Genomic DNA, 14045 nt, shown 5'->3' on the forward strand with positions numbered 1-14045 from the left:
ACGGAGCGACCCGCCACGGGAGGCTCGTGGCATGACCGGAACAGACGAACTCGACCGCCTCTTCGCCACCCCCGCCCGTACCGACGCCGACGTGGTCGCCCTCGTCGAGGGGGTGGTGGGCAAGCCGCTCCGACGACAGTGCTGGGTGCTGTTCCTCGACGCACGGGCGCTGCCGGTGCCGTTCCTGCTGCCGGTGTCCGACCTGCCGTGGGAGCCCGACGAGCACGTCGAGGACTTCGCCACCCTCGTCGCCGAGGTCTGCGCGGACACCACCGCGGTCGAGGTGGTCGTGGTCTGGGAGCGCCCGGGGGAGTCGCGGCTGTTCCCGGTCGACTGGGAGTGGGTGGACGCCTGTGCGTGTGCGTTCGCGGAACGGTCCGTCCGGCTCCGCGGGCAGGTCGTCGTGCACACCGGGGGCGCGTCGATGATCGAGCTGCACGACGCCGAGTTGCCGGAGTCGGCGTGAGCGCGGTCATCGGACGCACTCGGGGGAAGGCATCGGTCTGGCGCTCACCCCGGCGGGCGCGGTCAGCCTCCGCTCGTGGGTCGGCGCACGTCCGGCCGTCAGCCCTGCTGACGCGCTCGGCGTCCGCTCGGGGGCCAGCCGTGCGGACGCGCTCGGCGTCCGCTCGGGAACCAGCCGTGCGGACGCGCTCGGCGTCCGCTCGGTGGTCAACCCTGCGGGGCGGTGTCCGGGACGGTCTGGCCGGTGAGGCCCTCGACGATGGTCTTCGCCTCGGGCCAGAACTTCGCGTAGTGGTCCGGGTCCGAGTTGATCTGCACGGCGTGCGCCATCTGCGTCGGCGTCATCGTCTTCCAGCCGGGCACCTTGACGAGCTTCGTGTAGAACATCGTCGCCGCCGTGTACGGGTCCATCCGCTGCTCGTAGGTGCCCCACGCGCCGTTGTCCCGCTGCTGGAACAGTCCGCGGCTGTCCGGACCGGCGGTGTCACCGTGGTCGAGGTTCACCAGGCTCGACTCACCGATCGCCGTCATCACCCCGACCGCCTGCGTGTGGGGGCCGATGCCCTGGGCCTGGGCGGCCTGGATCACGGATGCGGCGTTGACGAGTCGGTCCTGGCAGAACCCGGCGATCGGTCCGGCCGGCACCGCGATGCCGCCGACGGTCTTCGTCGGCACGTCCGGGCACGCCGGGGCTGCCTCGACGGACTTCGCTGCACCGGTGAGGGAGTGCACGGCGATGACGACCACGACGATCACACCGATCACGGCCGCCACGACGCCGGCGCCGAAGACCGAGGCGATCGTGATGCCAGCGCGGCGCATGCGGGTCCTCTCGTGCGGGTGGTCGACGGGCTGTCAGGCACAGCGACCCTACGGTCACCCGCTGGGAAGCACCACCGCCCGGACGAGGGGCAGGGCGGTGGCTGCCGTCGGCTCCCGGTCAGCGCTCCCGACGACCGAAGACCCCGGCGGCGGCGAGGGAACACACCACGATCGAGCCGATTGCGACGGCGAAGATCACCTCGGAGGCGTCCATCACGACGTCCGGTCGTCGTCTCGACCGGGGCCGCGCGAGCCCGAGCCGTGCTGGTCCCCGGTGCCGTGCTGGTCGCCGGTGCCGTGCTGGTCGCCGGTGCCGTGCGGGTCGCCGGTGCCGTGCGGGTCGCCGGTGCCGTGCGGGTCGGAGCCGTTGAGGTCCCCGCCGCCGTGGCCGCCGTGGTGAGCGCTGTGTCCGGCGGTCCCGGTTCCCGGCCGGACGACCGCGGTCGGCTCGGTGACCAGGCCGGTGGGGGCCTTCTCCGGGTGCTTGCGACCGTGGGTCAGCCACGTGACGATCCAGAGCAGGACGCCGAGCGCCAGCAGGGCACCGGCGATCTGGTACTGCTGCGGGTCGCGGCCGGACGAGAACGGCATGACGAGCCACAGGCAGGTCACGACGCCGATCACCGGCACGACGACCCCGGCACGGAAGTGCTTGTGGTCCACCTGGTCGCGCCGGAGCACGAGGACGGCGGCGTTCACCACGGCGAACACGGACAGGAGCAGGAGCGAGGTGGTGCCACCGAGGACCACGACGATGGGGGAGTCGGGGTCGAGCGAGACCCAGCCGATGAGCGCGAGCGAGATGAGCGTGGTGAAGACGATCGCGGTCGACGGAGTGCGGCGCGCCGGGGACACCCGGCCGAGGAAGCCCGGCAGCACGCCTTGCTTGCTCATGCCGTACAGCAGCCGCGACGCCATCATCATGTTGATGAGCGCGGTGTTCGCGACCGCGAACATCGAGATGAACGGCAGCAGGTCGGCGATCGGGAAGTCCGGCGCCGCGGTCTGCACGACCGTGACGAGCGGGGTCTCGTTGCCGGCCAGCTCACCGATCGGCACGACGGCGACGGCGCAGATGGACACCAGCACGTAGATCACGGCGGCGATCCCGAGCCCGGTGAGCATCACCTTCGGGAAGATGCGGGAGGGGTCCTTCGTCTCCTCGGCCATGTTCACCGAGTCCTCGAACCCGACCATCGCGAAGAACGCCAGCGAGGTCGCGGTCGACACCGAGAGCAGCAGGGTCTTGTCCTCGGGGGTGTCGAACATCACGACGCGGGAGAAGTCCGCATTGCCGCCGGCGATCGCCCAGAACCCGATGAGGATCACCATCACCAGGCCGGACAGCTCGACGAGGGTCAGGACGACGTTGGTCTTCACGCTCTCGCTGACGCCGCGGAAGTTCACCGCCATCACCGCGAGCATGAAGCCCATCGCGATGAGCATCACGACGGCGTTCGGCAGCTCGAGACCGAAGCCCGCGCCGAGGTTCGCAGCGAACGCGCGGGACGCCGTCGACGCCGAGGTGATGCCGGAGCACATCACGATGAACGTGACGATGAACGTGACGAAGTGGATGCCGAAGGCCTTGTGCACGTAGAGCGCCGCCCCGGCCGTCTGCGGGTACTTCGTGACGAGCTCCAGGTACGAGAACGCCGTGAGGAGCGCGACCGCGAACGCGATGAGGAAGGGGAGCCACGCTGCCCCGCCGACCTCGGCCGCGACCTGCCCGGTGAGCGCGTAGACGCCCGTGCCCAGGATGTCGCCGACGATGAAGAGCAACAGCAGCTTGGGACCGATGACCCGGCGCAGCTCCGTCGGCTGCTGCGTGGGGCGGTCCGTCTCGGTGGTGGCCATGCCCGTCAGCCTGACCCCGGGGGACACGTCGCTGTCCGGTTTCACAGGAACCTCCCCGAAGACCGCAACACGGCTGTGCCCTGGCCGGTGCGGACGCACTCGGGTGGCATCGCTACGCTCCGACGCATGTACGAGGATTCCGAGACCACCGAAGAGCCCGTCGAGTTCGCCGACTTCAACGCGAAGCTGCTGGTGCTCGACGTCCTCTGCTACGACCTCGACGTGATCGAGCCGTACTCCGGCGCGGACGACGAGGTGTCCGACGAGGACCTCGACGTCGAGGGCCAGGACGACCGGGCGCGGGAGTACTACGACGACATCGACCTGCTGCCGTCGCAGCTCGCGATGGTGGTGGAGCTGACCGTCGACTCCGACCTCGAGGTGCTGCAGGACGTGCACCCCGGGTGGGAGGGCTCCGACGACCGCTTCGACCCGCAGAACTGGGACGACGTGCTCGACCTCCCGGAACTCGCGGTCGTGTACGCCGCGGCACCGTTGCCCGCGCACGTCGCCGAGCGCCTCGCGGCGAAGGGCGTCGACGTCCGCTCCGCCTGACGGTCCGACGCACCGCGCGCGGTGATCCCGTGCGGTGCGGCATGCTCGCGCACAACCGAAGGCACCTCGCACCACGGAAGGACGTGGCGCGAGGTGCTTCCCGTTGTGCGAAGCGCCCCCGCAGGTGCGCCCGGGGGTCAGCTACCGCTGCAGCGCGCGCACCTGCTCGGTGAACTGCGCCGCGCCGCCCTGGGCCGGGTGTCGCACGGCCACCGCGTCGATGCCCGCGAGCGCGAGCGCCCCCTGCGCCTTCCGTCCGACCGCGACGACCCGGACGGGCCGCAGCCCCGGCCGCGCGGCACCCGCACCGGTCGCGTCCACAGCACCGGTACCGCCGCCGCCGAGCGCATCGAGCAGCGCCAGCGCGACCGGTGCCCCCGCCCGCACCTCGGCCGGCCGTGGGGTCCGGTTCGTCAGCCGGTCCGGCGCCACGAACGGGTGGTGCGGGAAGATCGCCCACGTCAGCGGCAACGGCCCCCACCAGTCCCGGAGCGCCGCCTGCACCACACGGGACGAGGCCTCCCACGGTGCGGTCGGCTCCTCGGGCTCGAGCACGTCGAACCCGAGCGACCCGAGCTCCCGCATGCTCGTGAACGGGATGCCGGTGTTGGTCATGCCCCGCCAGCCCGGGGCCTCGGCGACCAGGACGGTGTCCGCCACGGGTCCGACGTGCGCCAGGTAGCGGGACAGGTTCTCGCGTCGCAGTCGGCCCGCCGCGGTCGACACGTCGTACAGGGCCTCGGCGTCCTCCGCCACCGGGACGGCGTCGAGCGCAGCCCAGAAGCCGTCGAACCCGGACGGGGACGCGGACCCGCCGGCCCCGGACCGGCCGGCCCCGGACCCGGCGGCCCCGGACCCGGCGGCCCCGGACCCGCCGGCCCCGGACCAGCCGACCCCGGACCCGTCGAACGCAGCCCCGCCCATCAGCCCCGCCCGAGCACCCGGCGGTAGACGTCCTCGAGTCCACCCGCCGACCGCTCCCAGCTCAACCGCTCAGCGTGCTCCCGCCCCGCCGCGGCGAGCCCGGACGCGTACGCGGGGTCGGTCAGGATGTGCTCGATCTCCGCTGCCCACACCGCCGGGTCGCGGGACTCGAGCACGACCCCGGTCTCGCCGTCGACCACGGCCTCGCGCAGACCTCCGGCAGCGGCGGCCACGACGGGCACCCCGGACGCCGAGCCCTCGAGCGCCACCAGGCCGTACGTCTCGGAGTGCGACGGCACGAGCACGGCTGCCGCGCCGCGGAACAGGAGCGCCAGGTCGGCACGCGACTGCGGCCCGATGAAGGTGACCCGGTCGGCCACGCCGTGCGCGGACGCGAGCCGACGCAGTTCGGCGAGGTGGTCGCCCGCCTCGCTCGAGGCGTCCCCCGCGATGACGAGGGTGGGGCGTGCCTCCAGGCCGATGCCGGCGATCGCCTCGATCGCCAGGTCGAGCCCCTTCAACGGCTGCACGCGCGCCGCGGCGACGACGTACGGGACGGCCGCGCGGCGGGCGCCGGCGGTCGCCGGACGGAAGACGGACCCGTCGACGCCCGGCGGGACGATCCAGACGCGCGACGGGTCGCCGCCCAGGCGGGTGCGCACCGTGTCTGCCTCCGCCTCGGAGACCACGACGACGGCGTCGGAGTCACGCGCCAGGAGGCGCTCGCCGGCCTCGCGGCCGGCCGACTCCGGACGTTCGCCCTCGGACAGCGGGGTGTCGGCGCTCGCCGCGATCGAGTGGAAGGACTGCACGTGCGGGATCCCGCGTTCGCGTGCGATCGGCAGGGCCGCGGCCCCGGAGAACCAGTGGTGCGAGTGCAGCACGTCGTACGGCCCGAGGTCGGCAAGGGCGTCGCGGAAGGGTGCGATGAACGCGTCGTGCTCGCCCTTCGGCACGGGCTGGGCGGGGCCGGCGGACAGGAACCGCAGGCACACGCCGGGGAGCAGCGAGACGCTGTCCGGCTGCGTCGGGGCCGATCGCCTGGTGATGACGTCGACCTGGTGACCGCGGTCGGCCAGGGCCTCGGCCTGGTGGCGGACGACCACGTTCATGCCGCCGACCTCGCCGGATCCGGGCTCGTCGCCGGGGGAGGTGTGCAGCGACACCAGCCCGATGCGCAGGGGTTCGGTGGTGGTGCTCACCGGCCAAGCCTACCCAGCGGGTCGCCGCTGGGACGGGCGCGCTGGCGCGACGACAACCGGTCTCCGGCCCGCCTCGTCCACCGGGTCGGACGGGAGGCGCGGATCACCTCCCAGCACCTGCACGCGCTGGTCGCCGTGCCGCTCCCAGAACGCGGCCGTCCAGGCGCACAGGGCGCCGTCCAGCAGGTCCTCCCGGTGCTTGTGCGTCGGCCCGTGCAGCACGGAGGGCTCGGCGAGCCCGGCCGTCAGCGGGTGCGAGTCGAGGCGCAGCGGGGGATCGAGCGGGGTCGAGCGGAGCCGGCGCACGAGTTCGTCGAACGCCTCGGCGCGGCGGGCGCGCGCCACCGGGGCGGGGACCTTCAGGTCGAGCCGCTTGTAGCGGGGACGCTCGTCGTCGTAGCCGAGTTCCTCGACCCCGACGAGCGTCGTGTACGGGTAGCACTCGAACGCCGCCGGACCGGTGCGCGCCCGCATCCCATCGGTGTCGGACACGTACCCGACGCCGAGCGCGGTCAGCCGGGCGAGCAGCGCGGTGCCGGCGCTCGCCGCGGAGGCCTGGTTCGTCGGGTTCGCGGCGACCTTCCACCGGCCGTAGCGCTGCCCGACCTGCCGTTCGGCCTCGCGGATGCCGGTGGGGTTCGTCACGACGAGCGAGGCGTCGACGGCGACGAGCGTGCGTGGACCGAGGTGTCCGGCGATCCAGTCGGTCACGGCATCGACGCCGCGGGCCCACCCGGCGTCGGCGATCGTGCCGTCGGCGTCGGTCGCGACGAGGCCGGTCTCGTTCGCGGGCTTCCGGTCGCTGCCGAGGCCCCACGCCAGGTCCACTCCGAGGTACGCGGTCACCCACCCATCGTGCACCGTGTGCCTCCTGCTCCCGTCCCCACCCGGGAGGCGTGGCGTGCCCCGATGGAGCAGACGATGTCGGGTCGAGGGCGCCGACCCGACGGTTCCTGCTCCACCGACACGGGAAGGGCGGGAGCGTCGCGGGGGCTGCCGGGCGTCATGTGACCTCGTCCCGACGGGTCCGTGTACGGTCCGCTGCATGGCGAGCGAGGCGACGACGCTGACGGTCCCGGGGCCGCACGGCGACCGGGAGGTCCGGATCAGCAGCCCGTCCCGGGTGCTCTGGCCCGGGGCCGGGATCACGAAGCTCGACCTCGCCGAGTACCTCGTCGCCGTCGGGGACGCCTTCGTCCGGGCGAACGGCGACCGGCCGATCTCGCTGCAGCGGTTCGGCGCGGGCATCGACGGGGAGTCGTTCTTCTCGAAGAACCCGCCGAAGGGCGCGCCGGACTACGTCCGCGACGTCACGGTGACCTACCCGAGCGGGCGGTCGCACCCGCAGCTCGTGGTCGACGAGCCGGCGGTCGCGGTGTGGGCGGCGCAGATGAACACCGTGGTGTTCCACCCGTGGGCCTCCCGTGCGGAGGACAGCGACCACCCCGACCAGCTCCGCATCGACCTCGACCCGCAGCCCGGCACCGACTTCGCCGACGCCGTCCCGATCGCGCACGCGCTCCGCGAGGTGCTCGCCGAGGCCGGCCTGACCGCGTGGGCCAAGACGAGCGGCAACCGCGGCCTGCACGTGTTCGCGCCGATCCGCCCGGAGCACGAGTTCCTCGACGTGCGGCACGCGGTGATCGCCGCCGCCCGCGAACTCGAGCGACGGATGCCGGACCGGGTGACGACCGCGTGGTGGAAGGAGGAGCGCGGGCAGCGGGTGTTCGTCGACTTCAACCAGGCGAACCGCGACCGGACGATGGCCGGTGCCTACAGCCCCCGCGCCCTGGCGCACGCGAGCGTCTCGACGCCCGTCTCCTGGGACGAGCTGGACGACGTCGACCCGACGCGCTTCACGGTGCTGTCCGTGCCGGAGCGGCTCCGGACGGTCGGCGACCCGTGGGAGACGATGCACGAGGAGCCGGGGGAGTTGTCCACGCTGCTCGGTTGGTGGGAGCGGGACCTGGCGGCCGGGCTGGGCGAACTGCCCTTCCCGCCGGACTTCCCGAAGATGCCAGGGGAACCGCCGCGGGTGCAGCCGTCCCGCGCGAGGAAGTCCTGACCCAGGAGCGGGTCCGGTCGACCGACCGGACCGATCGGTCTCAGACGGCGGAGAGGTCTTCGCGCCGGTCGGGGTCGACCACGCGCGTGGTGTGCATCGGGAGCGTGACGCTCGCGGTGTGCAGGCGCGTCAGGCGGGACCAGGTGCCGCGGTTCGCGTCGCTGATGCCGTCGATGATCATGTCCCGCTCCCGTCCCGTGGCGTCCCCCGCCACGTTCCCAAGTCACTAGTTAGCCTAACTACTCCCGCAGCATATGAGGGGTCGTCGACCCTCGCAAGCGGACTGGCCAGAAGTCGCAGTCCCCCGTTCGGGGCGGCGCGCCGGGCACGGTGTGCGGAGTCGGGCGGACCTCAGCGCAGCACCTCGCGCAGGTCGTACGCCGTCGGCACCTCGAGCTGGTCGAACCCGCACGACCGCGCGTCCCGGTCCGGTCGCCAGCGCGCGAACTGCACCGTGTGGCGGAACCGGTCGCCCTCCATCTGGTCGTACCGGACCTCGAGCACGCGCTCCGGCGCGAGCCGGACGAACGACGTGTCGCGACCCGACGAGAACCGCGACCGTTCCCCGTCACCGGTGACGGGCCTCCCGTCCGCATCGCGGAGCACGACGGGGTCGAGCTCCTCGACCAACGCGAGCCGCGTCTTGTCGGTGAAGGCGGACACGCCGCCCACCTGCCGGAGCTCCCCGTCGTCGTCGTACAACCCGACCAGGAGCGAGCCGACCCCGGTCCCGCTCTTGCGCACGCGGTACCCGATCGCGACGACGTCGGCGGTGCGGTGGTGCTTGACCTTGAGCATGGTGCGCTTGTTCGGCTCGTAGGGCTTCGTGCGCGGCTTCGCGACGACACCGTCCAGGCCGGCTCCCTCGAAGGTGGTGAGCCACTCGCGGGCGAGCGCGACGTCGAGGGTCGTCTGCGTGACGAACAGCGGGTCCGCCAGGTCGGCGCCGAGGTCCTCGAGCCGGGCACGCCGCTCGTCGAACGGCAGGTCGAGCAGCTCGGACCCGTCGACGGCGAGCAGGTCGAACGCGACGAACTGCGCCGGGGTCTCGACGCTGAGCGTCCGGATGCGTGACGCGGCGGGGTGGATGCGCTGCGACAGTGCCTCCCAGTCGAGGCATTCGGCCCCGGGCTCGCCCGCGCGCACGACGACCTCGCCGTCGAGCACGACCGGGTGGTCGCGACCGCCGAACTGCGCGCGGAACGTCTCGACCAGCTCGGGGAAGTACCGGGTCAGCGGCTTCGCGCCGCGGCTGCCGATCGTGACGTCGTCGCCGTCGACGGTCACGATCCCGCGGAAGCCGTCCCACTTCGGTTCGTAGCGCAGGCCGCCGCGCACGCTGTCCGGGTCGGGGACGGCGGCGACCGCCTTGGCGAGCATCGGTGCGATCTCCATGCGCCCTGTCTACCCGGCACGGGCTGGCGGGCCGGGCGGGCGGGGCAGGCGCGGTGCGAGCGGCCTGGAGGCGCGGTGCGGCCGGTCGGGTCGGCGCGCCTCACTAGGGTGGTCGCGTGACGACCGTGCCCCCGCCGGCAGCGCCGGCACCGGAACCGACCAGTCCCGTGCAGGCCGCCGCCCTCCGCGCGGGCGAGCTGCCGCCCGTCGAGGAGGTCCGGCCGGGGGTGTGGACCCTGGCGGTGCCGTTCCACGGCGGGGTGCCCGCGGCGACGCTCGCGTACGTGGTCGAGGACGCAGCCGGGGACCTCACGGTCATCGACCCGGGGTGGAGCGGCGACGGGTCGCTCACCGAGCTGCGTGCGGGCCTGCGGTCGATCGGCCGGTCCCTCGACCACGTTGCCCTCGTCGCGGTCACGCACCTGCACGCCGACCACCTCGGTGCCGCCGCTGCGGTCCGTGCGGCGTCCGGCGCACGGGTCGCGATGCACGCGGCCGAGGTGCACGCCCTCGAGCACGAGCGGGCGGACGCTGCCGCGAACGACGCGGACATCGCGACGTGGGGCCTGCCCGAGGACCTGCGGGCCGGGGTCGTCGCGGCGTGGGGCACCGGCCGTCGGATCGGTCGCTCCGCGGGGGAGCCGCCGTACGCCGACCTCCTGCTCGGGGACGGCGACGTGCTGCCCGTGCCCGGACGGACGATCACCGCGCTCGGGACCCCGGGGCACACCGGCGGGCACCTGTGCTTCGTCGACGAGGCCGACGGGCTGCTGTTCACCGGCGACCACGTGCTGCCGCGGATCAACCCGGGCATCGGGCTCGGCGGGCGCACCGCGACGAACCCGCTCGCCGACTACCTGGCGTCGCTCCGACGACTCGACCCGTACGCCGACCTCGAGGTCTGCCCCGGGCACGAGTACCGCTTCCGCGACGTCGTGACCCGGGCACGCACCCTCGTGCAGCACCGGGAGGAGCGGACCCGCCACGTCGCGGCGGCGCTCGACGCCCTGGCGGGGACCGACCCCACGCTGTACGAGGTCGCCTCACGCGTGCCGTTCAGCGGCGGGATCGGCTCGATGACCGGGTTCCTGCTCGCGAGCGCGCTGACGCAGACGCGGTTCCACGCGGACCTGCTCGGTCGTGGCGACGAGGTCCGCCCCGCCTGACGCCCCGCCCGTCAGCGCCGCGCCCGCTGGCGCCGTCCTGCTGGCGGCGGCGCCGGCAGGCGCGGCGTCACACGATCGTCGCGGCGAGTCGTTCGAGCGTCGTGCGGGCGTCGGCGACCTCGGCGGCGGCGTGGTCGGCGAGCGGTGCGAGCTCCGGGACGCGGTCGGCGAGCGTCGCGCTCACCGTGACCGGGTAGTGCTTCATGCCGAGCGCGGACGCGAGGACGATGTCGAGCACGGGGGAGCCGTGGTCCCAGGTCTCCGTCGGGGTGCCGACGTCGTAGGTGGCCCCGCGGCTCACCACCGTGACGACCGGTCGACCGGCGAGTGGCTGCACCGCACCGGCGAGGACCCCGGGCACGTGCACGCGGTCGATCCAGGCCTTGAGGGTCGACGGCACCGTGTAGTTGTACAGCGGCGCCCCGATGACGACGGCGTCGGCCGCCAGGAGCTCGTCGACGACCTCCTGGCGCAGGCGCTCGGCCTCGGGAGCGACGGCCTCGTCCGGGCGACGGTCGGCGGCCGCCCAGTGCAGCGCCGAGCTCTCGAGGTGCGGGAGCGGGTCGGTGTGCAGGTCCCGGCGAATGACCGTGTACTCGGGGCCGCGGGCACGCCAGGCGTCGGCGAACGCCGCGGTGAGGTCGCGGGAGCGGGAATGCGCGAGGTCGGCCGACGAGTCGATGTGCAGCAGGGAGGGCATGGGCCCACGCTACCCACGCCGGGCCCCGGCGGACGGGCAGCCGACCGGTCGTGTCCGCACGGACGCCCACGGCCCCGTCGTGTCCGGGTGGGACACGGCGGGGCTGTGGGAGGTGCCTCCGGTCCGGTCCGGTCCGACGGCCCGACGAACGGGACCGACGGCCGTGCCGAACGGCGGTGTCAGCGCTGGGTGCGACGGCGACCGATGGTGCGGGCGCCTGCCAGGCCCGCACCAGCGGCGATCAGGCTGAGGGCCCAGGCGATCGGCGCGGTCTCGTCGGCGCCGGTGAAGGCGAGCTGGCCCTTCGTCGTCATCGCCGCGGTCGGCGCGGTGCCGACGGTCGCAGCGGTCGGGACGACCGTCACCGGGAAGGAGACCGAGATGCCGTCCTGCGCCACCGTCAGGCGGTGGGTCGAGGCGTGCGGGAACGTGACCTTCGTCGCGTACTCGTCCTCGTCGAAGGCGATCTGGTCGGTGGCGACGTCGCTGGTCACGGTCGGCTCGGGACGGTTGCCGTCCGCGTCGTACTGCGTCGTCGAGTTGCCGAACTCGTCGACCAGCTCCCCGCTGATCCAGAGCGACCCGCCCCGGGCCACGGTCGGGTTGCCGCCCTCCACGATCGTCGGTTCCAGCGAGTCGTCCGCGGGCTGGGTGGAGCTGGTGATGGTGCCGTCCGGGTGGATGATCCAGGTCTTGACCGGGTGCGTCAGGTGGGCGTCACCGTTCTCGTCGATGGAGTCGTAGTACTCCGCCGACGAGGTGTCCGTGGCGTAGGCGAGGACACCGACGGCGGCGGCCGGGTCGACCGTGATCTCGACGTACTGGGTCGAGGTCGTCGTCCCGTCCGTGGCGACGATCGTGAACTCGTAGTCGCCGGCGACGATCGGCGTGCCGCTCAGGACACCGGTCGTCGCGTCGAGCTCCAGGTCGTAGGGCAGGCGCAACGCCGGGTCGTCGTCGGGGTCCGTCGGGTCGGCGGACGACGGGTCGGCGTAGCCGACGGAGTACGTCACGGCACCGCTGGGCGCCGGGACGGCGAACGAGCGCGAGAACGCCTGGCCGGCGGTGGTCGTCAGCGTCAGGGCCTGGGCGACGACGACGGTGTCCTGCGCGAACTGCTCCTGCGTGCTGCCCAGCAGCGACAGGGTGATCGTCTTGCCGACCAGCTCCTTCGGCACGACGAAGGTGTCGCCGCGTCCGACCTCGTTGCCGTCGACGAGCCAGAAGGCGTCGATCGGATCGGTGAACCCGGTGGAGACGTACCCCAGGGTGCTGCCGACGGTGGGCGTGCCGACGATGGTCACCGTCGGTGCGGCCACGGCGGCGGCGGTCGGGCCGTCCGTCGCTGCGGGGGCGGGGGCGGCCGGGGACGCCGTCGATGCGGCGTCCGACGCCGCCGCGTCCGACGACGTCGGCGCCGCGGTCTCGGTGCCCGACGGCGTCGAGGGGCTCGTCGAGGAGTCGGACGGCGTCGACGAGGCACCGGACGGGCTCGTCGAGGTGCCGGTCGGGGTCGACGGGTCGGGGGTCGCGCCGGCGGCGGACGACTGGCCGGCCGGTGCGTTGGTCGTGGTGTCGGTCGGTGCGGCCGTCGACTGCGAGGGGTCGGTCGACGAGACGGCAGCCGTCGTGTCGGCGAACGCGGCGGTCGAGGTGAAGACGCCCAGACCGGTGGTCAGACCGATGAGTGCGACGGTGGTCCCCAGCGCGCAGGCGCGGCGGGTCGTGGAGGTGCTGTGGTGCACTGTTCCCCCAGTGCCCGGTGGGAACGTCGCGGTCTGCCGGGGGACCGGCCGGTCGTCGTGCTGCATGTCTTCTCCCTGGTGTGCGGTGGAGCCGTGGTGGCTCCTCACCTGGAGGTGTGCAGCACGGCGACCGATCTCACCGACGTCGGGTCACGATCCGGCAACGGCGGGGCGGCAGGGCCTCACGCGTGGTCGCGCTGGACGCTCGCCGCGCCCTCGAGGGCTGCCCGGAGGGCCGTCACGGCGGGCGAGTCCGCGCTCGACATCCGCTGGGCCGTGAAGATCGTGCGGCGTGCCGGGTCGGGCAGGTCGAGGAGCCGGCAGGACGTCGATCGACCCGCCCAGACGAGGTCCGGCATCAGGCCGACCGCGTTCCCCGACTCGATCAGGCGGATCTGCGCCTGCAGGTCGGCGGTCTCGTAGCGGACGTCCGGTTCGAAGCCGGCGCGGCGGCAGGTCTGCTCAGCGAAGTGCCGGGACGCGGCCCCGCGGGGCTCCATCACCCACGGCATGTCCGCGGCGTCGAGCAGGGCGACGCCGGGGTCGTCGTCGCTGAGCGGTACCAGGCAGACGTCGACGGGCGGGAGCGCGAGCCGGACCGAGTCGGTGGTGAGGTCGCGACGGTCGAGCCCGGGGAAGCGCGGTGCCGCGTGCGCCGGGTACTGCTCGGCGATCACCATGTCGAAGTCCCGCGCCCAGGTCTCGTTCAGCGCCGTCTCCGGCTCGCGCTGCACCATCTCGACCCGGACGTCGGGGTGCTCCAGCGCCATCGTGCGGAGTGCCGTCGGCATCAGGGCGAGGGCTGCGGACTGGAAGACGGCGACGCGCACGCGGCCCTGCACGGACGTCAGGGTCGACTCCACGCTGGCCTGTGCGCGTTCGAGCACGTCGAGCACCTCGCCCGCCGCGGCCACGAGGACCTCGGCCTGCGGGGTGAGCTGCAGCCGCCGACCGGAGCGTCGCAGGAGCTGCACGCCGGCCTCCCGCTCGAGCACCGCGAGCTGCTGCGAGACCGCCGAGGGGGTGAAGTTCATCGCACCGGCCACGGCGGCGACGGTGCCCCGGATCGAGAGTTCCCGGAGGAGCACGAGACGGCGGACGTCGAGCACGACGGAACAGTAGCAGGACTGAACGGTACGCGTCAGCAGG

At 73.5% G+C, this 14045-nt stretch carries 14 protein-coding genes; 4 read left to right on the top strand and 10 right to left on the bottom strand.

Annotation, left to right across the window (positions count from 1 at the left end; genetic code table 11):
* The first annotated feature begins 31 nt into the window (after positions 1-31).
* On the top strand, positions 32-466 hold the full coding sequence (locus QOL15_RS06320; protein WP_065964780.1) for a hypothetical protein: 435 nt from the start codon (positions 32-34) through the stop codon (positions 464-466).
* Between the two features lie 206 nt (positions 467-672).
* Here QOL15_RS06320 and QOL15_RS06325 read toward each other — a convergent pair whose 3' ends face one another.
* Both QOL15_RS06325 and QOL15_RS06330 read right to left on the bottom strand, forming a co-directional pair.
* A complete protein-coding gene (locus tag QOL15_RS06325) occupies positions 673-1287 on the bottom strand; it encodes a hypothetical protein (RefSeq protein WP_065964779.1) in 615 nt (204 codons plus the stop codon).
* Between the two features lie 213 nt (positions 1288-1500).
* The gene (locus QOL15_RS06330; protein ID WP_305405627.1) at positions 1501-3144 is read right to left on the bottom strand and encodes an APC family permease; all 1644 of its coding nucleotides are present in this window, start codon (positions 3142-3144) and stop codon (positions 1501-1503) included.
* Between the two features lie 126 nt (positions 3145-3270).
* On the opposite strand from QOL15_RS06330, the gene QOL15_RS06335 reads away from it, so the two are divergent.
* On the top strand, positions 3271-3699 hold the full coding sequence (locus QOL15_RS06335; protein ID WP_065964778.1) for a hypothetical protein: 429 nt from the start codon (positions 3271-3273) through the stop codon (positions 3697-3699).
* A 141-nt stretch (positions 3700-3840) separates the two neighbouring features.
* Here the strand turns inward: QOL15_RS06335 and QOL15_RS06340 are convergent, their stop codons facing one another.
* From QOL15_RS06340 to QOL15_RS06350, 3 genes are read right to left on the bottom strand one after another with little or no spacing between them, the layout of a single operon-like run.
* Positions 3841-4623 carry a uracil-DNA glycosylase gene (locus QOL15_RS06340; protein ID WP_305405629.1) on the bottom strand — a complete coding sequence of 261 codons (783 nt, stop codon included), beginning with the start codon at positions 4621-4623 and terminating at the stop codon, positions 3841-3843.
* A complete protein-coding gene (locus tag QOL15_RS06345) occupies positions 4623-5825 on the bottom strand; it encodes a glycosyltransferase (protein ID WP_071247461.1) in 1203 nt (400 codons plus the stop codon). The genes QOL15_RS06340 and QOL15_RS06345 overlap by 1 nt, the downstream gene beginning before the upstream one ends.
* 9 nt (positions 5826-5834) lie before the next feature.
* The gene (locus QOL15_RS06350; protein WP_071247458.1) at positions 5835-6671 is read right to left on the bottom strand and encodes a DUF429 domain-containing protein; all 837 of its coding nucleotides are present in this window, start codon (positions 6669-6671) and stop codon (positions 5835-5837) included.
* A gap of 199 nt (positions 6672-6870) precedes the next feature.
* Between QOL15_RS06350 and ligD the strand changes: the two genes are divergently transcribed.
* Entirely contained in the window at positions 6871-7890 is a 1020-nt protein-coding gene (gene ligD / locus QOL15_RS06355; RefSeq protein ID WP_065964121.1) for a non-homologous end-joining DNA ligase, read from the top strand.
* Positions 7891-7930: 40 nt separating this feature from the next.
* Here ligD and QOL15_RS06360 read toward each other — a convergent pair whose 3' ends face one another.
* Positions 7931-8071 carry a hypothetical protein gene (locus QOL15_RS06360; protein ID WP_175473141.1) on the bottom strand — a complete coding sequence of 47 codons (141 nt, stop codon included), beginning with the start codon at positions 8069-8071 and terminating at the stop codon, positions 7931-7933.
* A 170-nt stretch (positions 8072-8241) separates the two neighbouring features.
* A complete protein-coding gene (locus QOL15_RS06365; protein ID WP_071247449.1) occupies positions 8242-9285 on the bottom strand; it encodes an ATP-dependent DNA ligase in 1044 nt (347 codons plus the stop codon).
* A gap of 116 nt (positions 9286-9401) precedes the next feature.
* On the opposite strand from QOL15_RS06365, the gene QOL15_RS06370 reads away from it, so the two are divergent.
* Positions 9402-10451: an MBL fold metallo-hydrolase gene (locus QOL15_RS06370; RefSeq protein ID WP_083393994.1), complete on the top strand. Its 1050-nt coding sequence runs from the start codon at positions 9402-9404 to the stop codon at positions 10449-10451.
* A 67-nt stretch (positions 10452-10518) separates the two neighbouring features.
* Here the strand turns inward: QOL15_RS06370 and QOL15_RS06375 are convergent, their stop codons facing one another.
* From QOL15_RS06375 to QOL15_RS06385, 3 genes are all read right to left on the bottom strand, one after another.
* Positions 10519-11151: an FMN-dependent NADH-azoreductase gene (locus tag QOL15_RS06375; RefSeq protein WP_071247446.1), complete on the bottom strand. Its 633-nt coding sequence runs from the start codon at positions 11149-11151 to the stop codon at positions 10519-10521.
* 179 nt (positions 11152-11330) lie between these two features.
* Positions 11331-12962, bottom strand: a complete 1632-nt coding sequence (locus QOL15_RS06380) for a putative Ig domain-containing protein (RefSeq protein WP_139197487.1) — start codon at positions 12960-12962, stop codon at positions 11331-11333.
* 116 nt (positions 12963-13078) lie between these two features.
* Entirely contained in the window at positions 13079-14005 is a 927-nt protein-coding gene (locus QOL15_RS06385; protein WP_065964127.1) for a LysR substrate-binding domain-containing protein, read from the bottom strand.
* Positions 14006-14045 lie beyond the last annotated feature (40 nt).

The organism is Curtobacterium sp. MCBA15_012 (genome assembly GCF_001864935.2).
Classification (GTDB): Bacteria; Actinomycetota; Actinomycetes; order Actinomycetales; family Microbacteriaceae; genus Curtobacterium.